Origin of the sequence: Novosphingobium sp. SL115 (assembly GCF_026672515.1) — a bacterium.
Lineage (GTDB): Bacteria > Pseudomonadota > Alphaproteobacteria > Sphingomonadales > Sphingomonadaceae > Novosphingobium.
Genome location: NZ_JAPPRG010000002.1, coordinates 622774 through 648858, shown reverse-complemented (window position 1 = coordinate 648858; position 26085 = coordinate 622774). Strand labels below are relative to the sequence as shown.

Annotated in this window: 19 protein-coding genes; 8 read left to right on the top strand and 11 right to left on the bottom strand. The window is 60.5% G+C overall.

Annotated elements, in window-relative coordinates:
* Positions 1–9: 9 nt before the first annotated feature.
* Genes paoC through paoA form a run of 3 tightly spaced genes read right to left on the bottom strand, consistent with a single transcriptional unit; the run spans position 10 to position 3871 of the window.
* Positions 10–2217 carry an aldehyde oxidoreductase molybdenum-binding subunit PaoC gene (gene paoC / locus OVA07_RS04595; RefSeq protein ID WP_268170293.1) on the bottom strand — a complete coding sequence of 736 codons (2208 nt, stop codon included), beginning with the start codon at positions 2215–2217 and terminating at the stop codon, positions 10–12.
* Positions 2214–3164, bottom strand: coding sequence for an FAD binding domain-containing protein (locus OVA07_RS04590; protein ID WP_268170292.1), 951 nt, complete (start codon positions 3162–3164; stop codon positions 2214–2216). Before OVA07_RS04590 ends, paoC begins: the two co-directional genes overlap by 4 nt.
* The gene (gene paoA, locus OVA07_RS04585) at positions 3161–3871 is read right to left on the bottom strand and encodes an aldehyde dehydrogenase iron-sulfur subunit PaoA (protein WP_268170291.1); all 711 of its coding nucleotides are present in this window, start codon (positions 3869–3871) and stop codon (positions 3161–3163) included. The genes OVA07_RS04590 and paoA overlap by 4 nt, the downstream gene beginning before the upstream one ends.
* A 131-nt stretch (positions 3872–4002) precedes the next feature.
* Between paoA and OVA07_RS04580 the strand changes: the two genes are divergently transcribed.
* The 4 genes from OVA07_RS04580 (at position 4003) to OVA07_RS04565 (ending at position 9349) form a co-directional block, all read left to right on the top strand.
* Positions 4003–4890, top strand: a complete 888-nt coding sequence (locus tag OVA07_RS04580; RefSeq protein WP_268170290.1) for a LysR family transcriptional regulator — start codon at positions 4003–4005, stop codon at positions 4888–4890.
* Between the two features lie 200 nt (positions 4891–5090).
* Positions 5091–7451 (top strand): TonB-dependent receptor plug domain-containing protein, encoded by a 2361-nt coding sequence (locus OVA07_RS04575; RefSeq protein ID WP_268170289.1) that lies wholly within the window; start codon positions 5091–5093, stop codon positions 7449–7451.
* The gene (locus OVA07_RS04570) at positions 7451–8542 is read left to right on the top strand and encodes a phytase (protein WP_268170288.1); all 1092 of its coding nucleotides are present in this window, start codon (positions 7451–7453) and stop codon (positions 8540–8542) included. Before OVA07_RS04575 ends, OVA07_RS04570 begins: the two co-directional genes overlap by 1 nt.
* 126 nt (positions 8543–8668) lie before the next feature.
* A complete protein-coding gene (locus OVA07_RS04565) occupies positions 8669–9349 on the top strand; it encodes a PilZ domain-containing protein (protein WP_268170287.1) in 681 nt (226 codons plus the stop codon).
* 189 nt (positions 9350–9538) lie between these two features.
* On the opposite strand, the gene OVA07_RS04560 is transcribed toward OVA07_RS04565, so the two are convergent.
* From OVA07_RS04560 to xseA, 4 genes are all read right to left on the bottom strand, one after another.
* Entirely contained in the window at positions 9539–12514 is a 2976-nt protein-coding gene (locus OVA07_RS04560) for a TonB-dependent receptor (RefSeq protein ID WP_268170286.1), read from the bottom strand.
* Between the two features lie 466 nt (positions 12515–12980).
* On the bottom strand, positions 12981–13817 hold the full coding sequence (locus OVA07_RS04555; protein ID WP_268170285.1) for a M23 family metallopeptidase: 837 nt from the start codon (positions 13815–13817) through the stop codon (positions 12981–12983).
* 13 nt (positions 13818–13830) lie between these two features.
* Positions 13831–14031, bottom strand: a complete 201-nt coding sequence (locus OVA07_RS04550) for a DUF2093 domain-containing protein (protein WP_268170284.1) — start codon at positions 14029–14031, stop codon at positions 13831–13833.
* A 26-nt stretch (positions 14032–14057) separates the two neighbouring features.
* Complete coding sequence (xseA, locus tag OVA07_RS04545; RefSeq protein WP_268170283.1) at positions 14058–15542, bottom strand: exodeoxyribonuclease VII large subunit; 1485 nt, start codon at positions 15540–15542, stop codon at positions 14058–14060.
* Here xseA and purD point away from each other — a divergent pair.
* Both purD and OVA07_RS04535 read left to right on the top strand, forming a co-directional pair.
* Positions 15541–16827, top strand: coding sequence for a phosphoribosylamine--glycine ligase (gene purD / locus OVA07_RS04540; RefSeq protein WP_268170282.1), 1287 nt, complete (start codon positions 15541–15543; stop codon positions 16825–16827). The two genes, xseA and purD, sit on opposite strands and share 2 nt — an antisense overlap.
* A 126-nt stretch (positions 16828–16953) precedes the next feature.
* The gene (locus OVA07_RS04535; RefSeq protein ID WP_268170281.1) at positions 16954–17916 is read left to right on the top strand and encodes a sugar phosphate isomerase/epimerase family protein; all 963 of its coding nucleotides are present in this window, start codon (positions 16954–16956) and stop codon (positions 17914–17916) included.
* A 44-nt stretch (positions 17917–17960) separates the two neighbouring features.
* Here OVA07_RS04535 and OVA07_RS04530 read toward each other — a convergent pair whose 3' ends face one another.
* Together OVA07_RS04530 and OVA07_RS04525 are read right to left on the bottom strand one after the other, a co-directional pair.
* Positions 17961–19181 carry a CaiB/BaiF CoA transferase family protein gene (locus OVA07_RS04530; protein ID WP_268170280.1) on the bottom strand — a complete coding sequence of 407 codons (1221 nt, stop codon included), beginning with the start codon at positions 19179–19181 and terminating at the stop codon, positions 17961–17963.
* A gap of 13 nt (positions 19182–19194) precedes the next feature.
* Positions 19195–20118 carry a hydroxymethylglutaryl-CoA lyase gene (locus OVA07_RS04525; RefSeq protein ID WP_268170279.1) on the bottom strand — a complete coding sequence of 308 codons (924 nt, stop codon included), beginning with the start codon at positions 20116–20118 and terminating at the stop codon, positions 19195–19197.
* 215 nt (positions 20119–20333) lie between these two features.
* Between OVA07_RS04525 and OVA07_RS04520 the strand changes: the two genes are divergently transcribed.
* A complete protein-coding gene (locus tag OVA07_RS04520) occupies positions 20334–22856 on the top strand; it encodes a TonB-dependent receptor (protein WP_268170278.1) in 2523 nt (840 codons plus the stop codon).
* 60 nt (positions 22857–22916) lie between these two features.
* On the top strand, positions 22917–23561 hold the full coding sequence (locus OVA07_RS04515) for a GntR family transcriptional regulator (RefSeq protein ID WP_268170277.1): 645 nt from the start codon (positions 22917–22919) through the stop codon (positions 23559–23561).
* Positions 23562–23565: 4 nt separating this feature from the next.
* Here OVA07_RS04515 and OVA07_RS04510 read toward each other — a convergent pair whose 3' ends face one another.
* On the bottom strand, positions 23566–23967 hold the full coding sequence (locus tag OVA07_RS04510; RefSeq protein WP_268170276.1) for a (2Fe-2S) ferredoxin domain-containing protein: 402 nt from the start codon (positions 23965–23967) through the stop codon (positions 23566–23568).
* On the bottom strand, positions 23964–26069 hold the full coding sequence (locus tag OVA07_RS04505; RefSeq protein WP_268170275.1) for a S9 family peptidase: 2106 nt from the start codon (positions 26067–26069) through the stop codon (positions 23964–23966). The genes OVA07_RS04510 and OVA07_RS04505 overlap by 4 nt, the downstream gene beginning before the upstream one ends.
* Between the last annotated feature and the right edge of the window lie 16 nt (positions 26070–26085).

The window sequence follows — 26085 nt, the reverse complement described above, 5'->3', positions numbered from 1 at the left end:
TATTCCCGATCAGATCAGGGTTGGCAAAGCATCCAGATGCTTGTCGAGGGTGATGGGGTAATGGCGCACACGAATGCCTGTGGCGTTATAAACGGCGTTGGCGATGGCAGGCGCCACCCCGGTCAGCCCCAATTCGCCAACGCCTTTTGCCTTCAGGGGGGAAATGGTGGGATCAACTTCATCAAGGAAGTCTGCTTCCAGATGAGGCACATCGCCATGAACTGGTACTTCGTAACCAGCCAGATCATGATTGACGAAGAAGCCAAAGCGCGTGTCCACCGCCATTTCTTCCATGAGCGCGGCGCCAATCCCCATCGTCATGCCGCCAATCAATTGGCTGTGCGCTGTCCGAGGGTTGAGTATGCGGCCTGCCGCACAGACTGATTGCATGCGGCGCACACGAATTTCGCCGGTGTAGATGTCCACTCCGACTTCAGCGAAATGGGCTGCAAAAGTCTGCTGCAAAAAACGTTGATTAAGGTCGCCGTATTCCATTGAATCTTCCACGACGATGTCATCGTCACGCACGGCATCGCTCAGCGGGAAGCTACGCCCTCCCGCCAAGACCTTACCATCGGAGAACTCCGCCTGTGCGGGGGCCAGCCCAAGCCGTTGCGCCACAGTGTCGCGCAGCCGGGTGCAGGCCGCATAGACGCCTGCAGTTACCGATGCTGCGCCAAATTGGCCACCCGAACCTGATGTTTCGGGAAAGCTGGAATCGCCCATCCGTACCGTGATCTTGTGTAACGGCACGCCCATCATCTCTCCCGCTGTCTGCTGAACGATGGTGTAGCTGCCCGTGCCGATGTCGGTCATGTCGGTTTCGACAATCAGCGAACCATCGCGACGCAGGCGCAGACGTGCGCCAGCTTTGAGAACGGGCGCACCGCGAATGCCGCCCGCAACGCCCATGCCCACCAGCCACCGGCCATCACGCTGCTGGCCAGGGTAGGACTTTCGCTGGTTCCAGCCAAATTTCTCGGCACCGGTCCGCAAGCATTCGACAAAGCGCCGCTGGGAAAATGGCCGGGCGGGCTTTTCCGGGTCGACCTGCGTATCGTTCAGGATACGCAGGTCGACAGGATCGATTCCCAGTTTTTCGGCCAGTTCGTCCATCGCCACCTCCAGCGCCATGAGACCGGGAGCCTCTCCCGGTGCCCGCATGGCACTGCCTTCGGCCAGATCCAGCCGGGCCGCGTGCAACCGCGTCATCCGATTTGCACCGGCATAAAGCGAGCGGGTGGCGATTGTGGCGGATTCCACGCTGCCGCCGGGAAGATTGCCCGACCAGCTTTCATGCCCGATTGCGGTCAAGCGTCCGTCTCGTGTCGCCCCCAACCGCACGCGCTGGATCGTCTTTGGCCGGTGGATGGTATTGTTGAACATCAGTTGGCGGGTAAGCGCCAACTTGACGGGGCATCCCGCCGCGCGTGCGGCGACCGCTGCCAGTGCAAGGTCCGACTGGACAGTTCCCTTGCCGCCGAACCCCCCGCCCACGAACGGCGAGATCAGGCGGATGTTGCCGCGCGGGATGCCAAGTATCAGGCCAAGGTCGCGTGTGCCCCAACTGACCTGCTGGATGGCGGTCCAGCAGGTCAGTTGGTCACCCTGCCATGACGCGATAGTTGCGTGTGGCTCCATCATCGCGTGGGCTTGATCGGGAACGGTGAAGGTCTGATCGATGGTTACCGGTGCATCGGCTATCGCCTGCTCAAAATCGCCGACATTGGTCGAGGTCGGCCCTCCGAACGGTCCCTGCTTTGCGATGGGCGCGGTTGTAAGTTGCGCGGCAAGGTCGAACTGGCCCTTCATGCGGTCATAATCAACGCGGATCAGTGCTGCGGCTGCACGTGCCTGTTCAAACGTGTCGGCCACCACCACGGCAACAGCCTGATGGTAATGGTCGATTTCCGGTCCACCCAGCACACGCTGCACATAGAATTGCCCCACGCCGAGTTTGCCTGCATTTTCGTGCGTGACGATCGCACGCACGCCCGGCGCGGCCAAGGCTTCGCGCAGGTCCATTGACCGGATGCGTCCCTTGGCGATACCTGCGCCAAGGATATAGCCGTAGGCTGTCGGCCCCGCATCCTGCTGCTCATACGCATATGTGGCCCCACCGGTGACTTTGAGTTTGGCCTCGTATCGTTCGACGGGCTGACCGATCACTTTGAGGCGGTCGACGGGATTGGTTCCTGCTGGCGTGTCGAATTTCATGGCCTTGCCTCCGCAAGAATTCCCGCCAATGTGCGCCGTGCCAATGGGATTTTGAACGCATTGTCAGGCTTTGGCGTTGCGCCAGCAAAGGCCTGCTCCACAACTTTTGAAGATCCGGCCGCCAGTTGTGCCTCGGCGGCCTCTACGCGCCAGGGTTTTGGCGCAACGCCACCAAAAGCCACGCGGCCGCTGCCATCCTTATGGACCACTGCCGCAACCGCGACGATGGCAAAGGCATAGGACGCACGATCCCGCACCTTGTGATAAAAGTGGTGCCCGCCAATGGGTGCAGGCAAAGTAACCGCAGTAATCACCTCGTCACGCTTCAGCGCATGTTCGATGTGGGGCGCGGTGCCAGGCAACTTGTGAAAATCGGCTATCGGGATGACGCGGGCTTTACCATCAGCATCGACCGTTTCCACCGCCGCATCCAGCACGCGCAACGCAACAGCCATATCGCTCGGATTGGTGGCAATGCAGGCATTGCTGGTACCGATCACGCCAAGCTGCCTGTTGATTCCGCCAATCGCTGCGCAGCCCGAACCGGGTTGACGCTTGTTGCACGGTTGATTGGTGTCATAGAAATAGGGGCAGCGCGCGCGTTGCAGCAAATTACCGCCAGTCGTAGCCTTGTTGCGCAATTGGCCCGACGCGCCCGCCACGATGGCTCTTGCCAGAACGCCATAATCGCGCCGCACCCGCAGATCACTGGCAAGCGCCGTGTTGGTGACCAGCGTGCCGATCCGCAAACCGCCTTCCGCAGTCGGCTCGATCTTGTCCAAACCCAGATCCTGCAGATCGACAAGATGGCTGGGTGTTTCGATCTCCAGCTTCATGAGATCAAGCAGGTTGGTGCCACCGGCGATAAACTTTGCACCGGGCATACGGACAGCGATGGATGCGGCGTGCTTGGCGTCGCGGGCGCGTTCATAAGTGAAGGCTTTCATGCCTCTACCCCCGACGCTTCGACCATAGCCTGCGCTATGTTCGAATAGGCGCCGCATCGGCAGATATTGCCGCTCATGCGTTCGCGCATTTCAATAGAGCTGGCTTGGGGGGCTGCAGCGATGTCTCCCTGGACATAGCTTGGAACACCCGCTTTTATCTCGTTTAGCACGGCCACTGCAGAACATATCTGGCCCGGCGTGCAATATCCGCACTGATAGCCGTCATGCTTGATGAAGGCGGTCTGCATGGGATGCAGGTGCTGTGGCGTGCCAAGGCCCTCGATCGTCGTGATTCTATCGCCTTCATGCATCACCGCCAAGGTGAGGCACGCATTGATGCGGATGTCGTTGACCATCACCGTGCAAGCGCCGCATTGGCCGTGGTCGCAGCCCTTTTTTGTGCCGGTCAGCTTCAGATGCTCGCGCAAAGCATCAAGCAAAGTGGTGCGCGGATCAAGCGTCAGACCAACAGGCTTGCCGTTGACCTGCATGGTAACCGGCATATGCACCGGCACGGCTGCAGGGTCGGCTTCAACAGACGCGGCGCTGAGCGAAACTGCGCCTAAGCCGACGCTGGCAACCCCACCTGCGATCACCACACGGCGAGTCACGTCCAAGATCCCGTCGCAACTGAGGATGACATCCCTGCCGCGGAGGTCATTTCCTGAGCCAGATTGACCATCGGTCCCTGTTTTGCAGGCTTGCATATCTAAGTCCTTTGAATGCCGGGCATCTGACAGGCTCGCGCTGCGGACAGGCAGCACAGAATGACCTAGCCTCCTGCGCTGGGCAGGATTAGAGTGTATAATCTTGATGCTGACTTGAATTGAATTCAACAATGGCGCGCAACAACCTTAACGACCTCTTGGCCTTCCGGGCTGTTGCCACAGAGCGCAGTTTTACGCGGGCCGCCGCGCAGATGGGCGTTTCAACTTCTGCTCTCAGCCATGCAGTGCGCGGCCTTGAAGAACGTTTGGGCATTCGATTGCTGAACCGCACGACCCGTTCCGTAGTGCCGACACAGGCCGGGGATCGCCTGCTGAATGTGGTTGGTGCACTGTTTGATGGTGTTGAGGCCGAACTTGCCAGCCTCAGCGAACTGCGCGAGATTCCGTCCGGGCTGATACGTCTCACCACCAGCGCTGAAGCGGCCAAGGGCATTCTTGAACCAGCATTGATACCGCTTCTGGCACGCTATCCAGACCTGAAGATAGAATTAAGCGTCGATGCCGGGTTCGTCGATATCGTGGCCGAACGGTTTGACGCCGGGGTCAGGCTTGGCGAAACGGTGGCGAACGATATGATCGCGGTTCGTATCGGACCGGACTTGCGCATGGCTGCCGTTGCCTCCCCTGCATATTTCGAAAGCCATCCGCCGCCGTCATCGCCTCACGAACTCGGCAACCATAACTGCATAAACCTGCGCTTCCCCACCTATGGCGGTCTTTATGCATGGGAGTTTGAAAAGGACGGGCGAGCGTTGAACGTGCGGGTCGACGGGCAGATTATCGTCAACGACACCACCCTTGCCCTTCAAGCGGCCATCGACGGCCTTGGCATCGCCTACCTCCCCGATGACACGGTTCAGTCGCTGATTGCTACCGGAAGACTGATGCGTGTCCTTGAAGATTGGTGTCCCCCATTTCCCGGTTATCACTTGTATTATCCCAGCCGTCGGCAGCATTCGTCAGGATTTGCAGTCCTGATCGAAGCTCTGCGCCTTTGAGATTACCGACGGCCCACTCTGGCCGCATTAATCTGGTTCGAGTCTCGCCGTCCGCACCACGCATTTTCCGGTCTTTATTGCAGTTTTGCGGCGCAGACTTGGCATATGTCATGCAACTGTCTGTAAACAGTCGCAAAACCGTCAGGTGAGGCTCCTAGAGGCGGCGCATTGAATTGCGTTATCTATGAGGGGTTCACAAAATGTCCGATATTTTTCGCCTGCGTTCGCGCCGGACCGTCCTGCTGTGCAGTGCCGCGCTGAGCTTTGCCGCGCCCGCCTTCGCCGCTCCCGCTGATGTTCCTGCAGCCGATGCGGCAGACATGGCCGACGAAGCCACTCGTACTGCTCGCGAAATCGTGGTGCAGGGTTCAATCGGTTTCCGCAATCACAGCGACGAAGCCGAACCCAAGCTGGTCTATGACGAAGAATACTTTCGTCGTTTCGAACCGCTGACCGCAGGCGACGCGCTCAAGCGCGTGCCTTCTGTGACATTCCTTTCGGACGTGCTCGAATCGGACGGTGCACGGCTGCGCGGGCTTGATCCGGGCTACACCCAGATCCTTATCAACGGCGATCGCATCCCCGGCTCCAACGCCGATCGTTCGTTCTTCCTCGACCGCATTCCCGCCGAACTGGTCAAGCAAGTGGAAATCGTGCGCTCCAACTCTGCCCGTCGCACTGGCGACGCTGTGGCGGGCACGCTCAACATCGTGTTGCGCGATGCACTGACCATGGATGGCGGCTATGTGCGCGGCGGCGCGTTGGTATTCGATGATGGTGAGATCAAACCTTCGGGCGGTCTATATTACGGCGGCGCGCTTGGGCCGGGCCGCCTGCTGGTGGGTGCCAACGTGCAGGGACGTTACAACCCCAAGAAGAAGTCCAGCCTGCGTTATTCGGATTCGCCGGAAAACAACCCTGATTATGCGACGGAAGATTTTGTCGATCGCGAAGACCAGGCCGATACCCGCAATGGCACCGACTATGCCGGTAACCTGAGCTGGGCCTATGACGACGGCGAGAACAAGTTCGAAATCGCCGGGAACTATGTCCGCACCGATCGCGACCAGATCGAACGGTCTTCGGGCTATGACGATGTTACCTCGACCACCGGCCCGATCCGCATCAATGCCGACGGCAACCTGACCTACGACAACTATAACCCGCTGTTCATCCGCCAGGAAAGCTGGGCGCTTTCGAGCAAGTTTGAAAAGGAATGGGGACCGGGCAAGACCACGATCAAGGTCAGCTTTGCCCGCTTCGAAGACAAGCAGGACGAATACGAACACGAGATCGAATTCGACCGCTCCACCCCGCGCTACACCGGTGATTTCACCGTATCGCATGTGCGCGATGAAGAAGTCGTGGTGCAGCTTGAACAGACCTTCCGCCTGAACGATGCGGTGAACTTTGCTGTGGGCGGCTTTGCCCAGGGCAAGGATCGCAGCACCGATATTTCGACCGTGCGCAATCGCTTCAATGTCTCGCGCGCCACGCTGGCCGGCTACAACCAGTTCACCAACGGGCCGGACGAATATGCGACCGCATTCGGTGCAAGGGATTATGAACCAGGCAACCTCAACACCATTGAAGAGGACCGTAACGACCTTTATGCACTGGTCGAAGGCAAGAGCGGTCCGGTGAAATTCGAAGCGGGTGTGCGCTGGGAAAATACTTCGGCGATTATCAACGATCAGACGGTTGCCGCTGCGCAGGCGCAAACCCGCATCAAGTATGACTTCCTGCTGCCCTCGGCTTCGGTCAAGGTGGAACTGGGCGATGGCCGTCTGACCGCATCGGCTGCGCGCACCGTGCGCCGTCCACGCTTCGATTATATCTCGCCTGCGCTGCTGGAAGCGGAACTGGGCGACAACGACCTGCTGGGTAACACCGCCCTGCGTCCGGAAACCGCCTGGGGCGGCGACCTGGGCTATGAACACAAGCTGGGCCGCACCGGTGTGGTTGGCGTCAACGTGTTCTATCGCAAGATCCAGGATCTGGTCGAAATGACCAACACCGGCGTTGAAGGTTCCGAAGGCGAAGGCACTTTTGTCTATCAGCCGCGCAACGTGGGTGACGGCAAGGTCTGGGGGATCGAGTTTGACCTTTCGGCTGACCTTGGCTTTATCGGCCTGCCCGACACCGGCATTTTCGGTAACCTTGGCCTGATCGACAGCTCGATCCGTGACGAATTCGGCAGCCGCCGGTTCAACGGCCAGTCGAAGTATGTCTACAACTTTGGCCTGATCCAGAACCTGCCCAGCGTCGGCGCATCGTTCGGTGCGACCTATCGCAAGCAGGGTAGCGCCTATGACCGCACCGTGGGCGAGGAAGTGACCACGACCTACGGCGCGGATCTGGAAATCTTCGTCGAAAAGCGCATCGGTAAAAGCTTCACCATCCGCGCGGTGGGTTCGAACCTGCTGAACGGCAGCAAGGACGAAGTGTTCAACAAGTTCGCCACCACCGGCGATCAGGTTGCCCGCAACTTTGACGAATACGAACTGGAGTCCGAAGAAGCCGGCCCGGTGTTCCAGATTGTCGCACGGTATGCGTTCTGATGGCTGACCGCGTTGCAAACAAGGTGTTCGGGCTGGGAGCATTGCTCCCGGCCCTTGCACTGTCCGCTTGCGCTGGCGTGCCAACACCGCCGCGCCCGTTCTATCCGGCGGTCGATGTTGCGGCCATTGCCGAGACGACACCGGTGGGCACTGCTGCTGCCGACGCGGCCGATGATCCGGCAATCTGGCGCAACGCCGCCAATCCCGCCGCCAGCCTGATCGTGGGCACTGACAAGAAGGCCGGGCTTTATGCTTATGGTCTTGACGGCAAAGTACGCGATTTCATCGCTGCGGGTCTGCTCAACAATGTTGACTTGCGCGAAGTGCGACCGGGCATGATTCTGGTGGCTGCCAGCGACCGCTCCGACCGCGCCAACCCGAAGATCGCGCTGTTCCGGCTGGACGGCACCACGGGCAAGCTGAGCGCACTGGGCGCGCAAACATTTCTCCCTGCAGGCCATGGCCCGGCAGAGGCTTATGGCTTCTGTATGGGCGCAGGGATGGGCTCAGGCGAGCTGGCGCGAGCCTATGTCGTGCTCAAGGACGGCACGGTGGCGGAAAGCGCGCTGATGGAACAGGGCGGCGCTGTGCAGGCTCAATTCCTGCGCAAGGTGAAGTTTGCCACCCAGTCCGAAGGCTGTGTTGTGGATGACCGCACTGGCACGCTCTACGTGGCCGAAGAAGATGTTGGCATCTGGCGGGTGGATCTGCGCAGCGCGGCGCTGACAGCAGCGGCCTTTGCCATGGTCGGCCCGGACAAGGGGCTGGTGGATGATGTCGAAGGCCTTGCTCTGGCACCACAAGGCGCTGACGGCGGCTGGCTGGTGGCGTCGAGCCAGGGCGACAACGCCTATGCCCTGTTCGATCTGAAGACGGCAGCACCTGCAGGCCGGTTCCGTATTGCAGCAGGCGAGTTTGGCGCAACAAGTGAGACAGATGGTATCGAACTGATACTGGGTGATTTCGGTGCTGGTTTTTCCGAAGGACTATTCGTCGCCCAAGATGGTGACAATGCACCATCGGCACAGAACTTCAAATTGGTGCCGTGGGAATCGGTGCGCACCGCGCTAATATTAAAAGTCACTGATTGAATGAGAAAAATTTGAATTGTTTCGATTCTGGTAACTACACGGTAGGACTTCTTCTCATAGACTGCGGTTGATCGGGCATATGGCGTGCGTCCCGGTCGTGGGGACCGCACGTCCAGGGGACAGGGCTTGGCCCAGACAGGAGATCAGTTTCCGCCCGGCAGTTCCGGCGCAAGCGCATCGGGCGAATCGGGGCTGGCGGACAAGCGTTCCGCGCCCCGGTTCACCCTGTTGATTCGCGCAGCCAAGCTGATTCTGGACGATAACGCCGAGTTTCTCTGCGTGATTCGCGATGCTTCGGCCAGCGGAATCAAGATCCGCCTGTTCAATCCGCTGCCCGCCTGCCGCACCTTCAAGATCGAAATGAGCAATGGCGATCGCTATCCGGTAGAGATGGTGTGGTCTGAAGGCGAGTATGTCGGCTTCCGATTTCTCGATTCGGTCGATGTTGAACGGCTGCTCGATGAAAGCCATGGCGCGTTCCCCAAGCGCCAAGTGCGATTGCGCATCCATCTTGATGGTATAGTCCATTCCGGCGGTGAAGCGGTGCGTGTGGCATTTCAGGATATTTCGCAGCAGGGTGCCTGTGTCGAATGCGACAAGTGGCTGCTGATGAACGAACTGGTGCGGATTGAAACCAGCGCCTTTCCGCCGATCTATGCCAAGGTCCGCTGGCGCAGCCACCCGCGCTATGGCCTGCTGTTCGAACAGACCTTCAAGCTGGATGAACTGGCGCGCGTGGTAGCGCCCTTGCAGATATCTGAACGTACAGAACACCACCGGAGCGGCGGGCGCACGCCCCTGATCTGATTTCTTTGACTGCTACTTGGTGTCAGCCTGCAATGTCATTGCGGGCGCATTCGTGCTGCGCGGCATCCGCGCACCAAGATGGTGCCATGGCCAATATTCTGCCCCTGCATCCATAAGGCAGGGCCCATAAGAAAAGGGCGGCTCCCGAAGGAACCGCCCCAATCTTGTTCCGGTTGTCCGGAGCGAACCTTAGAAGTTCGCCGAGACGCCGAAGCGGAAGTAACGCGGGACTTGGTAACCTGTGACCGCGCGATAGTTCGGGTTGATGGTGTCAACGTCGTCAAGATCGCCGAACTCGTTGAAGTCGAGCTTGCTCTTGAAGTTGAAAACGTTGAACACGTCGGCGCGCAGCGTGATGCCACCAGCGATGGATTCCATCGGGATGGTGTAGGCAAAGCTCAGGTCGACGCGCTTGTTCCAGTCGCTGCTGAACACGTTGCCACGGCCCACCGGCTTACCCAAGGTACCGTCGATATTGCCTGCAGCAATCTGCGCATCGCAATACCACGAGCTGGCAAGCGTATCGGTCGCGCGACCATCACCCACAGAATAGGTGCCAATGCAGCCAAACTTGCGCGGTGACTGGATCAGGGCATTGAAGCCAAGATTCCAGCGATCCGTGGGCTTCCAGTTACCAAACACCTTGAAGGTGTGTTCGCGGTGGTTCGGCAGGTAGCCATTCGAACCATCAACCCAGCCGATTTCGTCGAAGTCCTGCGTCAGGCCGGTATCGTCCTGACCGTTGTCCGACTTCACGCCGCCTTCATAGTTGCCCTTCGAACGCGACCAGACGTAGCTGGCGGTAAGGCCCCAACCGTTTTCGAACGGACGTTCCCACTTCAGTTCAGCGGCCCAATAGGTGCGCTTTGCTTCAGGCAGGCCGATAAACGAGGCCGGCATGGTGATTTCATGCAGGTTGCCATCGTCATCCGATACGTTGACGATCAAATCCTTGCCGGGGTTCATCAGCACGTAACCGCCGCTGCCGATGGTCGGAACCGAGGTGCCGTTGCACCACGACTGGCTTTGCGTGGCGCAGAACGCCGCGATCACCGAATCGTAGTTTCCGCTGCCGTCAAGATCGACGTCTTCCAGCACCGCACCCAGCTTGCGATAGGTGAAGTTGGCCGAAATCTTCATGCGGTTGGGGAAGTTGTATTCACCACCGACGATGAATTCATCCAGGTACTGCGGCTTGATATTCTTCGAAACCAGCGTCGACGGGTCGGAAACGCCGCCCGGCGAAAGAACTTCGGCAAGAACCTTGGTGCCAAGCGTCGGGTTGATAAGGTCGCCGCTGTAAACACCACCAGCGCCGGTAGGCAGTGAGTACCAATCTTGCAGGAAGGTTTCCGAACCAGCGAGACGGATGTTGGTGTTTGCAGCAACCGGCAGGTAGTAACGGCCATAGAAGGCCGAGATACGGGCGGTCTTGTCACCGGTGGGGTCGAAGTTGATACCCAGGCGCGGCGCCCACTGGTTCTTCAGTTCGGTGAAGGGCGCGCCAAGGCCGTCCTTGTTCACGAACTTGTCGTTACGAACGCCGATCGACAGATTGACGCGATCGGTGACGTCCCAGCTGTCCTGAATGTAGAACGCCGTGTTTTCCGACTGGAAGCTGCCGCCCGAATTGAGCGTGCGCACGCGGACGTAGTCGGTGTTCGGCGCAATCAAGCCACTCAGCGCACCGCTTGCACCCGAACGGTAGTAGCGATTGTACGTCCCGCCCGAATAGATGGTGAAGTTGTCAGCCTGCAGCTTTTCAAGATCCCAACCGGCGCGCAGGTTGTGTTCACCCAACAGCGTGAAGCTGAGATCGGCGTCGATACGATAGTTGGTGCGCTGGTCGCGACCGGTATCGATGGTGCCTGCCGGGTTACCCGCGATATAGTTGAGCACGCCGGTACGGCCATCGAGCACGTAAGGCGTTGAGTCGTCCGCACCAGCTGAGGTCTGGTTGAACTTCGATTTGCCATAGAGCGCCGACAGGGTGAACCAATCGGTGAACGCGCCGGTGTACTTGACGATGTAGTTCGAACCGCCGGAATAGTTGGTCGTCGGCGAACCGTTCAGTTCCACATCTTCGTTCTGGCTGTCGTTGAAGTAGGTGGCCTCAACGCGGTGACCGTCAAACAGGTTCAGGTCGACCTTACCGCCGTAAAACGGGTCCTTGATGACGCGCGTGGTGACGTCGCCATTGTCTGCCACGTCGGTCTGCGAGTAGTGACGCGGGTTGAAGAAGCCGAAGAAGAACAGCCGGTCCTTGATGATCGGACCCGATGCCCAGATATTGCCTTCGATGACTTCGCGCTTGTCCTTGCTGTTCTGTTGCGCGTAAGTATCCGGTGCCTGTTCGTAGCCCCATTCCGGCTGGTAATAGACGTTGAAACCGCCATGGAAGGTGTTCGAACCCGAACGGGTCAGCGCGATTACAGCACCACCCGTATTGCGGCCGAATTCAGCCTGATAGCCGCCGGTCTTGACCTGAATCTGGTCGTAGAATTCGAACGGTACGGTGGTTCCGCCCACGAAGGTACGGAAGTTCGTGATGTTCATGCCGTTGATGTAGTAGACGTTTTCGGCAACCGACGAACCGGCAATCGAAACGCCGCCAAACGCGGTATCGCCCGAGGTAACCTGCGGGGTCAGAAGCTGGATGGCTTCGATCGAACGGCCAACAGGAACGGTTTCGGCAACCTTCTGCACGTCGAAGACGATGCCGGTGGCAGTACCCGAAAAATCGACCTTGCGGACAGGCGCGCCGCGAACGACGATTTCGCCGGTAGCCGGCGCTTCGCTCGACACAGTGAAGTCGTAGTTGTTACCGCCCAAACCAACGCGCACGTTTTCGCTGCGGGTGGTGGTATAACCATCCGCCATGACGGTCACGTTGTAGGTGCCGACCTGCATACCAGGCAGCGAGAACGTGCCGTTAGCCGAGGTGGTGGTGGTGCGGGTAGAGCCACGATCAATCGAGGTGACTTCGACCATGGCGCCCGAAACAGCCTTGCCTGAATCGTCGACCACGGTGCCCGAAAGGTTAGCTGCGGTAACGTCCTGCGCCATTGCGGGCGCGACGAAGGCGGCCGATGCGGTGATGCCCGCAACGACCAGCGCCAGCGGCGCGGCGCTCGCACGGAGCGCAGAGAAAGTTTTGATGTTCACGTTGTCCAGTCCCTTTTGTCCTGTCCGCCTGCGCCCCCCTGAAAAGCTGGCCGCAAGCACTTCTCCTTCCGTCCCGCACGTTGCATTTGCGTAAACACAAATGGCTGTGCCCCCGGACGAACGGAGAAAGATGAGCCTGTTTGGCGGAAATGCGCCGGTCCTTCAAAACAGGAATGTCAGTTGTGAAATGAATCCGAAACACGTGTATCAAAACTGCCACACTGTCTTTGGGGCAGGTCCGTAGGCCAGAGATTCCGGGCGCTTAGAGGTGATGCATGGAAATTACACTTGGGCCGGGTTCACTTGCCATTAATTTCAAAGGTGACGGTTTCCTTTGAAACAAGGGGCAATTTCAGGTCCAAAACGGGTTGCGTCTGATACTATTTGTGCAAGGCAATATCCAGTTGCACGTTCCGCACAATCGTTCTGCTAACCGGAATTGTGCGCCAGTTGGCGTATTGGGAAATCAGGCCGGAAGGAAAAGCAGCGGGTCCAGGCGGTGTTCGCGCCACTTGATCGACCAGTGCAGATGCGGTCCGGTTGCGCGCCCGGTGTGGCCGATGCGGCCAATCGGCTGTCCACGCACAACCTGCGCGCCTTCTGATACCAGCAGCGCCGAACAATGCAGGAAGGCGCTGTTCAGGCCCATGCCATGGTCCAGCATCAGCAGGTGCCCTTCCAGACTGAACGCGGTCTGCGCAGCAAGAATCACCGTTCCATCAGCGGGCGCAACAAAAGCCGTGCCTTCGCCGCCAGCAATATCCAGCCCTGAATGATAGGCGCCCGGCTCGCCCCGATAGATGCGCTGCGATCCGAAACGACCGGAAAAGCGCCCGGCGACAGGGCGGACAAAGCTTTGCCGCCAACCTTGCGCGCCGGTATCCAGCGCGCGGGCGGCGGCAATGCGGGCAAGTTCAGGCTTGCGAATGGCAAGGAACGCATCGGACGGCACGCCGCCCGGCCGACGCGCGGCATTGATATGTTCGATCTGCCATGATCGCGGCACCAGCGTCAGGTCCAGCGTGGCGGGCGCTGCGCCAGGCATGGTGGCAACCAGTTTGCTGGCCAGCGCGGCATCGCGATCAAACGCGATCAGGAACAGGCCGTCAGGCGCAAATGGTACGCTCTTGCCATCTAGCGTCAGCGCGGAAACTCCGGCCCGCACACGGCCCCGCAGCCAGCCCCCCTGGGTCAATTGTGCGCCGGGTTCGACCGTGATTGGTGGCTTTGCAGCGGTATTGCCGAACGACAGCGTGGCAAGGGTTGAGGTAGAGCCGATCAGGAAAGTTCTGCGGTCGGTCATCGCGCGCTGGTGGTCAGCCTTCGAGATGGCGGCGGGTGGAGATTTCCGCGCTGGCATAGGCTTCCTGCCGCACCGCGCACCAATAGCGCAGCATGTCGAGCGGGATGTTTTCACCCGACACTGCGCAGATAACGTGATCGCCGCCGGAAAGCTGACGAAGGCTGCCGGGAAGGTAGTGCATGCGCGCGAGGCGACCGGATTGGGACATCAACATGACGCCTATGTAGCGTTAGAGGACGTTCAGAACAATTCCTGTTGGCCCGGTGGGCGGGCAGACGGACGCGGTTTGGGGGCAGGCCGCGCTGGCGCAGCGGCAACAGACGCAGTGCCTTCTGTAACTACATCCAGCGTTCCGTCAGCAAATTCGAGCCGCAATGCAGGTCGGGCGGCAGCATCTTCGCGCGTGCGAACCACATGGCCATCGGGCGCGGTGACCAGCACATAACCGCGCTGCAGCGGGGCCTTGGGGTCGAGCGAACGGCGCAGGCGATCGAGCGCATCGACTTTGCCGCGCGCATGATCGATCCGTTGTAGCAGGAGCTCAGGGCGCAACCGGCGTGCGGCAAGGCGTTCGCGTTCCCGATCAACGCGTGCGGTGAGCAGGGCAGGGCGCAGGGCACCGGCATGGCGGGCAAGTTGCGATCCGGCAATTTCAGTGCGGTGGACCAAGGCACGGCGCAGGCGTTCGCCCAGATCATCAAGCCGTTGCGCCTGCCCTTGCAGCAAGGTCTGCGGCTGGGGCAGACGTTGGCTGCGCGCTTCAAGGCGTTCCTTTGCCTGCGAAAGCTGGCGGGCGAGCGCCCGGCGCTGACGAGCGTTGAGATCGGCCACGAAGGCAGCAAGTTCTGCCTGCACCGGCACGGCTAGTTCAGCAGCGGCGGTGGGCGTGGGCGCGCGCAGGTCTGCGGCGAAATCGCACAAGGTGGTGTCCGTTTCGTGGCCGACCGCGCTGATGATGGGGATGGTGCAATCCGCCACGGCGCGGACAACGTCTTCTTCGTTGAAGCACCACAGGTCTTCGATGGAACCGCCGCCGCGCGCCACGATCAGCAGATCGGGGCGGGGGATGGGGCCATCGGCGGGCAGGGCCGAGAAGCCGCGCACGGCATTGGCCACCTGCGCGCCCGCGCCCTGCCCCTGCACCAGCACCGGCCAGATGATCACGCGGCTGGGGAAGCGGTCGGACAGGCGGTGGAGGATATCGCGGATCACCGCGCCGGTGGGCGAGGTGACCACCCCGATGACGCGCGGCAGGAAGGGCAGGGCCTTCTTGCGCGCAGGGTCGAACAGCCCCTCGGCTTCAAGCCGCGCTTTCAGCTTGGCCAGCAGCGCCAGCAGCGCGCCTTCGCCGGCAATCTCCATGCGATCGATCACAAGCTGATAGTTGGAGCGGCCAGGATAGGTGGTGAGCTTGCCGGTGGCGATCACTTCTGCGCCGTCTTCCGGGCGGAAGCCCAGCCGCTGGGCATTGCCGCGCCACATCACCCCATCCAGCCGGGCGTTCTCATCCTTCAGCGAGCAATAGAGGTGGCCGGAGGCGGCCCGCTTTACCCCGGAAAGTTCGCCGCGCACGCGCACGAAGCCAAAGCGATCTTCGACCGTGCGCTTCAACAGCGCGGAAATCTCGGAGATGGAAAGGGCCGGAGCGTTGTCGCCAGCCGATTCCCTCGCTAGGAGCGCGCCATTATTATCGTCATCGTCGTAGGGCGCGGAAGGGAAAGCCATGAATATCCTGCTGCTGGGATCGGGTGGGCGCGAACATGCGCTGGCGTGGAAATTGGCCCAATCGCCGCTGACGGGCAAGCTCTATGCCGCGCCCGGCAATCCCGGCATTGCCGATCATGCCCAGATCGTGACGCTGGACCTGACCGATCATGCCGCCGTGGTGACCTTTTGCGAGACGAACCGCATTGGCCTGATCGTGGTTGGCCCGGAAGCGCCGCTGGTGGATGGATTGACCGATTCGCTGCGCGCAGCAGGCTTTTCGGTGTTTGGGCCAAGCCGGGTTGCGGCCCAGCTTGAAGGGTCGAAGGGTTTTACCAAGGATCTGTGCACGCGCGCCAATATCCCCACCGCCGGGTATGTGCGGGCAAAATCGCTGGAAGAAGCGCGTGCGGCGCTGGCCGAATTTGGTGCTCCCGTAGTGATCAAGGCTGATGGCCTTGCCGCAGGCAAGGGCGTGGTCGTGGCGATGACCATGGATGAAGCGCAGGCCGCTGTGGACGACATGTTCGATGGCGCGTTCGGGTCTGCCGGGGCCGAAGTGGTGGTCGAGGAATTCCTGACCGGCGAGGAAGCAAGCTTCTTTGCCCTGACCGATGGCGCAACCATCGTGCCGTTCGCATCGGCGCAGGACCATAAGCGCGTGGGCGATGGCGATACCGGGCCAAACACCGGCGGCATGGGCGCCTACAGCCCGGCACGGGTGCTGACGCCTGAACTGGAAGCGCAGGCGCTGGCGCAGATCATTGCCCCCACGGTCAAGGCCATGGCGGATGAAGGCATGCCCTATTCGGGCGTGCTCTATGCCGGGCTGATGCTGACCGAGCAGGGACCGAAGCTGATCGAATACAACGCGCGTTTTGGCGATCCTGAATGTCAGGTGCTGATGATGCGGTTGGAAACTGATCTGGTCGAATTGCTGCTGGCTTGCGCTGACAACAAGCTGTCGAGCATTCAGCCTCCGCGCTTTTCGGGTGACGTGGCGATGACTGTGGTCATGGCGGCCGAAGGCTATCCGGGCACACCGAAAAAGGGCGGGCGGATTGACCATATCCCGGCAGCTGAAGCGACTGGAGCCAAGGTGTTCCATGCGGGCACCGCGCTTTCGGGCGATGGCGTGCTGGCAGCCAGTGGCGGGCGCGTGCTGAACGTGACGGCAAAGGGGCCGAGCGTGAAAGCCGCGCGCGATGCGGCCTATGCGGCGGTCGACGCGATCAGCTTTCCTGAAGGTTTCTGCCGCCGCGACATCGGCTGGCGCGAGATCGAACGCGAGCAGGCTGAAGCCTGAAAGCACGCAGATGGCGGATAAGGCGCTGGCATTCCTGCGGTAACGCAGGGTTGACCGGGCAGCGAAGGTAAGTGCAAAGTCATTCCGACAGCGCAAGACAATGCGCGTGACCGGGAGACTGAAAGCATGAACCGCCGCAATTTCCTTGCCAGTGCAGGCATGGCCTCGATGATCGGCTGCGCGCTGGCCGCGCGGCCTTCGCTGGCGCTTGAATCGGAACGCCGCTTCGGCATCCAGCTATGGTCCGTCGCCAAGATGCTGAGTGCCGATTTCGAAGGCACCATCGCGATGCTGGCGGGCTTGGGTTACCGCGAGCTGGAAACCTATGGGCCGTATACGTTCAGCGACCCGCGCCAAATTGAAAACTGGAAGGCGGTAACGCCCAGCCTCGGCTTTTCGGGCAGTGGCTTCTTTGGATTGCCGATTGACCGGGTGAAGGCGATCTTCGCCAGCCACGGGTTGCGGGTGCCATCCATGCACACCGACCTGTTCACGCTGCAAACCCGCATGGGAGAGCTTGCCGAAGCGGCCCATGCCCTTGGCGCGACTTATGTGACGCTGCCCAGCCTTCCTGCGGACCAGCGCCAGACATTTGATGATTACAAGCGTGCGGCAGACATCTTCAACAAGGTGGGTGAGGATGCCGCGCGGCACGGCGTGCGCTTTGCCTATCACAACCACGGTTACGGGCTGGCACCGGTGGAGGGCAAGGTGCCGCTCGATACGCTGCTGGACGCGACCGACCCTGCGCGTGTGTTCCTTGAAATGGATACCTACTGGACCACGGCGGGCGGGGCCGATCCGAAGGCCTATCTGGCGCGCTACAAGGGGCGCTATCGGATGATGCATCTGAAAGACATGAAGGGTAATCACCGCTTTGCAGGCGATGGCGGCGGATCATCAGACTGGATTTCGATGTTCCCCCACCTGACCTATCTGGGTGACGGTTCGCTGGACATGGCGGGAATCATCGCAGCGGCGCAGGATTCAGGCGTGGAACACTTCTTTGTCGAGCAGGACCGTGCCGACGACCTGATGGTGGCCATTACTGGTAGCGCCAACTACATGAAAAAGCTGGGCTTCAAGTAAGAAACCCAGCTTTTTTCACGTGAAACATTGCCGGCAGGGGCGCGTCAGATCACGCCCTTGCCGGTCATTTCGGCCAGTTCTGCTTCGCCAAGACCCAGCAGCTCGCCATACACTTCGACATTGTGCTGGCCTACCTTTGACGGGGCAGGGCGGCGCACGGTGCCCGGCGTCAACGACAGCTTGGGAAAGCTCGACTGCATCTTGAGCGCGCCATAGCGTTCGGTTTCCACCTCGATGATGGCTTCGCGCGCCTGAAAGTGCGGGTCTGCCAGCATGTCGGGCGCGCGATAGACGCGGCCTGCGGGAATCGAATATTCGATCATCAGTCCATCGACCTGTTCGATGGTCAGCGTTTTCGTCCAGTCGTTGATGAGCGCGTCGAGCTCATCCTGATTTTCGCCGCGCGCAAGGTGCGTGGCATAGCGCGGATCGTCGCCCAGTTCAGGTCGGCCCATGGCTTCGGCAAGGCGCTTCCACAGCGAATCCTTGTTCGCGCCGATCATGAATTCGCCATCCTTGCACGAATAGACGTTCGACGGAGCAATGCCTTTCAACACTGATCCCGACCGTTCGCGGATATAGCCGGTGCGGTCATATTCGGGGACCAGCCCTTCCATCACCTGCAGCACCGATTCATACAGCGCGGCGTCGATCACCTGTCCGCGTCCGGTCTGCCCGCGTTCATGCAGTGCAGCCAGCACGCCCATACAGCCATAAGTCGCGGTCAGCGTATCGCCGATCGAAACACCCATGCGGCTAGGGGCGCGGTCAGGTTCACCCACGATATAGCGCCAGCCGCCCATCGCTTCGCCAATCCCGCCAAACCCGGCGCGGTCGGAATAGGGACCGGTCTGGCCATAGCCTGACATGCGCGCGATAATCAGACCAGGCTGTTCGGCCAGCAGCACATCCGGCCCAAGGCCCCACTTTTCCATGGTGCCGGGCTTGAAATTCTCGATCAGCACATCGGCATGGGCGATCAGCTTGCGCACCAGCGCCTGCCCTTCGGGCACGCGCAGGTTGGCGCTGACCGACCGCTTGTTACGGGCGATCACTTCCCACTGCACCTTTTCCGAACCCAGCCCCCAGTCGCGCATGGGATCGCCGGTTACGGGTGGTTCCACCTTGATGACATCGGCGCCCATATCGCCCAGCAACTGACCGCAGAACGGCCCTGCCAGAAGCTGGCCCAATTCAACCACGCGGATATTGCGAAGTGCGCCGGGGTTTTGGGAAGATGCGGAGTTCTGTGAAGTTTCTGGCATCTGGATCACTCTGTCAGGCTGTCTGGATGAAAGGAAATGCAGGTGCTTGCGCGACCATGGCGGGCAGTTTGCGGTCCATGACCTTGGCCAGCCAGTGGTTGGCCTCGACCAGCTTGCCAAGGTCCATGCCGGTGTTCACGCCTGCACGCCCCAGCATATAGACCACGTCTTCGCTGGCCACATTGCCCGCGGCGCCCGGCGCAAAGGGACAGCCGCCAAGCCCGCCCAATGCCGCATCGACCACGCTGGCGCCGGCCTGAACCGCGGCCCAGACATTGGCGATGCCGGTGCCACGGGTGTTGTGGAAGTGGACGCGAACCGGGATCGGGCCAACGGCTTCCACTACGCGGGCGACAAGCCGCGCGACGTGGGCAGGGTCTGCCACGCCGATGGTGTCGGCAAGGCCGATCTCGATAGGGTTCGCGGCGGCAAGCCGGGTGGCCATGGCTACGACGCGATCCTCGCTCACCTCACCTTCGAACGGACAGCCAAAGGATGCGCCGATGGTGACCTGGCCCTTCAGCCCTGCGGCTTGGGCCATGGCGACAATGGCCTTGGCCGAATCGACCGATTCGTCGCTGGTCTGACCCTGGTTTGCCATGGCGAAGCGGTCGCTCGCCACGCAGACCGCCCCCAGTTCGTGCAGGGTGCCGGTGGCAATGGCGCGTTCCGCGCCGCGTGCGTTGAGCACGAGGCCGATGTAGCTGACGCCTTCTGTCTGAGGAAGCGCTGCGCAAACATCGTCGGCATCGGCCATCTGCGGCACGCGCTTGGGATTGACGAAGCTTGTCACCTCGATCCGGCGGGCACCCGCGTCGATGCTGCGGCGGATCAGTTCAAGCTTGTCCGCAGTGGACACGAGCGTCTTTTCGTTCTGCAACCCGTCGCGCGGGCCGACTTCGACGAAAGTGATCGCGCCGGGTGTTGTCGGGATCATCGTTCTATCCTGCATTGGTATTCAAAATCATTGTTGGGCCTACGTGTGATGGCCGAAACATGCCCATAGAGGCACGATTCCAATCACCTTGACCGATGCCATTTGTATACAATAGGCTGTCTATCTCGCAAGGGTGCGTCAAGGCGGGGACATAAGGCCTGATCGCACACCGGACAAATATCGGAAGACCGTCAAACCAACAGGGAGGTTTGAGAATGCGTGCCAGCCGTTTGCTTCTGAATTCATCGGCGCTGGGGCTTCTGCTTGCCGCCGCCACCCCCGTCATGGCGCAGGACGCGCCACAGGATAGTGTCGCCGAAGATGATGGCGACGCGATTATCGTCACCGCCCGCCGTCAGAACGAAAGGCTGCAGGACGTTCCGGCATCGGTTGCAGTGCTGACTGCAACGGCGCTGCAAAACACAGGTGCGACAAAGGCCGAGGATTTCGCCCAGCTTACGCCGGGGGTGACCATCGTGACAGGCACTGCCGAAGCGGGCGACACCCAGATCAACATTCGCGGGATAAACGGTGCGCGCGATGCGGAAAGCTCGGTCGCGCTGGTGGTTGACGGCATATTGAAGACCAACACCGCGCAATTGAACCAGCCGCAGGGCACGCTGACCCAGGTTGAAGTGCTGAAAGGGCCGCAAGGCGCGCTTTATGGTCGCAATGCAGCGGCTGGCGCGATCGTGCTGCAGACACAGAAGCCCACCGATACGCTGACCGGCGCGTTGCGCGCATCTTATGCCAACGAAGCCACATATGAAGCGACCGCACATATCGCCGGGCCATTGGGCGAGAATGTCGGCTTTGTTCTGTCGGGCTATTACTTCAGCACCGATGGCTGGTGGCGCAACAGTTTCCTGAACAATTCAAAGACTGTGGACGACAAGGAAAACTGGGCCATCGACGGGCGCGTGATGGTGGGGCGTGGCACGTCCACCCAGCTTGACGTAAAGGCTCGCTATTCCGAATTTCACGGCGCATCGCTGCCGTTCAATGCTGCGTTCCACCTGCCGCTGTTTGGCGCGGTGAATCCGGCGTTCTATGAAGATGTGAACAAGCACCCCTTTGCGTTTTCCAACAACATTCGCGCCACCAACGATCAGGAAAGCTTCGACGTCTCGGCCAAGCTGGACCACGAATTCAGCAACGGCATGAAGCTGGTGGCGTGGGCGCTTTATTCGGATGTGAAGCAGGATCTGGTGGCCGACGGCACATCGGCCGACTTTGCCCGCTATATCTCGAACGCTGATCCGGCGGTGAACAGTTCGGTGGGCAGCTGCTTTTCCAGCACGGCGGCGCTGACCGGGTTCCCGGTCAACCAGCCCGGTTTCATCGGGCAGATCCCGGTGCCATTCATCTTTGCGCCTGCGACTGGTTCCACCTTCGGCCCGTACAGCCCGACGACGTGTGACGGCACGCAATACCAGTTGCGTGAACAGACCGATTACAGCGCCGAAGTGCGCCTGTTGTCTGACAGTGACGGGCCGCTGTCATGGCAACTGGGCGCCTATTACCTGCACATCGACCGCAAGACTGGGGTCAGCCTTGGGGCGGATACCGGGCAGGGGGTCATCAAGCAGCTTTACAATGCGCCCGGCAGCACCAACCCGACCTCGCTGCTGCTCGCCGACAAGTTCCGCACCAATGTCTATGCCGCATTCGGATCGGCCGAATGGAAGCCGAGCGATGTGTTCAGCGGTGGCATTGCCCTGCGCTATGACATTGAAGATCGCGCGGCCAGTTCGCTGGTGCCCAACGCGGTCGATCCGTTCACGGGCGGGCCGATCAATCCGGGGCTGGCATTCGGGCCGTTCACGCCAAAGAATGCCACGTTCAAGCAGTTGCAGCCCAAAGTCACACTCAGCTTCCATCCCAACGATGCGCTGAACCTTTATGCCAACTGGGGCATCGGCTTCAAATCGGGCGGGTTCAACAATCAGGGTTCCGCCGCCGTTGTGGACCAGAACTTCAACCAGTTCATCAATGCCGGTGTCACCATCAACGACCAGTATCGCAAGGAAACATCCAGCGCCTTTGAAGCGGGCGTGAAGGGCGAGGTGCTGGACGGGCGGATCACTTATGATCTGGCGGCCTATTACACCCGCGTCACCGACATGCAGTTGTTCGAATTCTTCGTCGGCAGCTTTGGCCTGCTGCGAGTGGTGTCGAACATCGACCGGGTGGACATCAAGGGGGCAGAAGCGAACTTTTCGGGCCGGATCGTGGATGGCTGGAAAGTGTTCGGTTCGTTCAACGTCACCGACAGCGAGATCAAGAAAAACAGGTCGCGCCCATATACTGTCGGGAACAAGTCCCCCTACACCGCAGACTGGACGATCAATCTTGGCAGCGAAATTACCGCACCATTGAGTGATAACGCCAAGCTGCTGTTCCGCGCCGATTACCGCATCACCGGGCCAACCTGGTTCCACTCGGTGCAGGATCAGGAACGACCCACGCTGTTTTCGGGCCTTTTGCCAATTTCAGCGTTGGCTCTGCCCGGCGTGGTCGGCAATGCCCGCTTTGACGTAGCACAGCGCGATGCCTTTGGCGTGCTGAACCTGCGCGCCGGTATTACCACTCCCCGTTACCGGATCGCGGTGTTTGCAGACAACCTGCTGGACCGGCAGTATATTTCCGAAGCGATCCCAGCCATCGAGTTCGGTGGGTCGTTTATTACTCCCGGCGCGCGGCGGTTGATCGGGGTTGAACTGGGCGCTTCGTTCTGATTGAGGCTCGAATGCGCGGGGCGGGCATCACTGCCTGTCCCGCAATTTTAAGGAGCATTCGTGTCCAAGGCCTCGCAGGAAGCCTATCGTAAGATTCGCACCGGGATACTTTCGGGACACTTTCCGGCGGGTCAGTTCGTGCCGGAAGACGAATTTGCCCAGTTTTGCGGGCTTTCGCGTACACCTGTGCGCGAAGCGATTGCCGAACTGGTGTCCGAAATGCTGCTACAGCGGACAGGCACCAATCGCGTTTTCGTTCCGGTATGGTCGGATGAGGACGAGGAAGAACTCTTCACCTTGCGCGCCATGCTGGAAGGCCACTGCGCAGGGCGGGCGGCGCGGTTCATCACCGATGAACAACTGGCTGAATTGCAGAAGCATTGTGACCACATCGACCGGGCGATTGCGGCAGATGGCGGGCCGGATGTTTCGGGCTTTGTCGAAGGTAACCGTCATTTCCACGCGGTGATTCTGGCTGCGGCGCAGTCTGAACGGTTGGCGCAATTGCTGCGCTTCGTGGTCAGCCAGATCGTGGTTCATCGCACGGCTGAACAGTATTCCCGCGCCGACATGGAGCAAAGCCAGCGCGACCACCGTGACCTCGTCAGCGCATTTGCGATGCGTGACGAGGCTTGGGCGGCCGCCATTGCCAACACCCACATTCGGCGCGCGGCCAATGCCTATCGCGCGAACAGGGCGGGGTGAAGCTTCAGTCTTCGTCCTCGATCAGGGCATCGGTCTGGACTGGCGGTTTCAGCCGGAATTCTTCCACTGGCACGCCACCGATCACATGTTCCTGAATGATCCGTTCCAGCACTTGCGGGGTGCAGGAATGATACCAGACGTTGTCAGGATAGACGACCGCCACCGGGCCGATCAGGCACACCCGAAGACAACCTACCTTGTTACGCAGGATGCCCTGATCGCCGCCAAGTCCCAGTTCGGACAGACGCTTTTTCAGGTAGTGCCACGCTGCCTCGGTTTCATCCTCAGGCGCACACTTGTGCTTGTCCGACCCGGCGCAGATCAGGATGTGGCGCTGCATGGTAAACCCACCCAGCTTGGCCAGCACCCGTTCTGCCTTGGTCAGTTTCTTTTCCGAAACGCTCATTCGCCTTTATCGCCCTTGTGCAGGTAGCGGTCCAGCCAGTTGAAAATGGTCTGGTGCCACTGCAGCGAGTTTTTCGGCTTCAAGACCCAATGGTTTTCATCCGGGAAGACTAGTAGTTCGGACGGCACGCCCCGGCGTTGCAGGGCGGTGAACGCCGCCAGTCCTTGCGTGTAAGGAATGCGGAAGTCCTTTTCGCCGGTGATGACCAGCATAGGCGTCTTCCACTTGGTGACGTGGTTCACCGGGTTCCACTTTTCGAACTCTTCCGGTGCCTCGTAATAGGGATGGCCGCCGTGTTCCCATTCGTCGAACCATAGTTCTTCAGTTTCATAGGCCATGGCGCGGGCGTCAAACACGCCGTCATGCTGGACAAGGCATTTGAACCGGTCGGGCCATTGCCCGGCAATCCAGTTCATCATGTATCCGCCATAGGATGCGCCCGCCGCACAAGCATTGTCGCCATCGATTTGCGGGTCCAGCGCGACCGCGGCGGCAAAGCCTTTTTGCAGGTCTTCCAACGGCTTGCCGCCCCAATCGCGGTTGATTGCATCGGTAAATGCCTGTCCGTGTCCGGTCGATCCGTGGAAATCGACGGTGACAGCGGCATAGCCCTGGCTGGCCCAGACGCGCGGGTTCCAGCGGTTGGACCAGCTATCGTTGAAAGATCCTTGTGGCCCGCCGTGGACAAGGAAGACCATGGGCATCTTACCCTTGACCCATTCCGGCTTGGTGATCTGTCCCCAGACCGTATCCCCGTTTGCGCCCTTGAAGCTGAACCGCTGAGTCACCACTGGCGCGCGGGTGCCGATGGCAGAGGCGGCGACATCGGTAAGCCGGGTGCCTGCCTTGCCGGGCTTGGTCAGGAACAGTTCCGCCGGAGCATCCACCGAATCACGGGTGTGCAGCAGGCGTCCGTCTTTCAGCGGTACCACTGCGCCAATATGCCCTTCTCGGCCGGGATTCAGAACAAGGCGGGTAACCTTGCCACTGACCGGATCTATGCGGAACGCCGGAGTATCCAGCACATCTTCCGCCGTGGCAATCAGCGCCTTGGAATCGGGCGTCCATGCCAGCGAGGTGACCGAGCGATCCCAGCCTTGCGTCAGTGCACGACGTTCGCCGGTTTGCAGGTTCAGCAACTGGACGACAAGCTGATCGGCTTCATAACCGGGACGGGCCATCGCCGCCCATGCCAGCCACTTGCCATCGGGCGAAGGGGCCGGGGTGTTGTCGGTGCCTTTGTTGGCGGGCGTCAGGTTGACCGGTGCTGCGCCATCCAGCTTCGATTGCCACAGGTCCAGATTGGTCGATGTCGGTTCGTGCCGGTCGGCCTGACGGGCGACGAAGAACACTGATTGCGAATCGGCGGCCCACGCCACGTCTTCGCCGCCGCCAAAGGGCTTGTTCGGGCTGTCGCCGGTCAGCGTCCCGACTGGACCGTCCAGCGCCACACCATTGCCGCTGGCTTTGCCATCAGCACCAAGATCAAAAGCAAAGACGCGACTATAGTTACCGGGCGTTTCCCATGCGTCCCAATGGCGGACAAAGCCTGCACCATCGGTATAATGGCGGCCTGTGCCGGGGCCGGGCAGGGCGGTGTTGCCATCGCTTTCGCAGCCGAATGTGGCGCAAGTTCGGGCAATGTCGCCCCACACGGCGATGCGTTTGCCATTTGGAGAAAGTTCGAAGCCTGAAACATCGGTGGTGAACGCGGTGACCTGTGCCAGCACACCGCTGTCTGGATTGACCTTCCACACTTGGGTCCGTTCGCTGTCACCCACCTTGCGGTCTGATAGGAAATAGAGCGCACCATCCGGCCCGAAGGCGGGATCGCTGACGCTGCCACCCACGTCGATGCGGCGCGGTTGTCCCTTGGTGGCGGAGGGGCGGACCCACAGCGCCGGAGTGCGTTTATAGCTGACCGGATCGGTACTGGTGACCACATAGGCGACCAGCGTGCCATCGGCAGAGATCGCCGTGCCGCCAAGGCGGTTCAGCGTGACGAGATCTTGCGGGGACAGCGGAGCGGCTTGCTGGGCAAGGGCGGGACTGGCAAATGCAACGGCAAGCGCCGTCGCCGCGAGCAGCGAGAAAGTTTTCATAGAAACCGGATTAGCG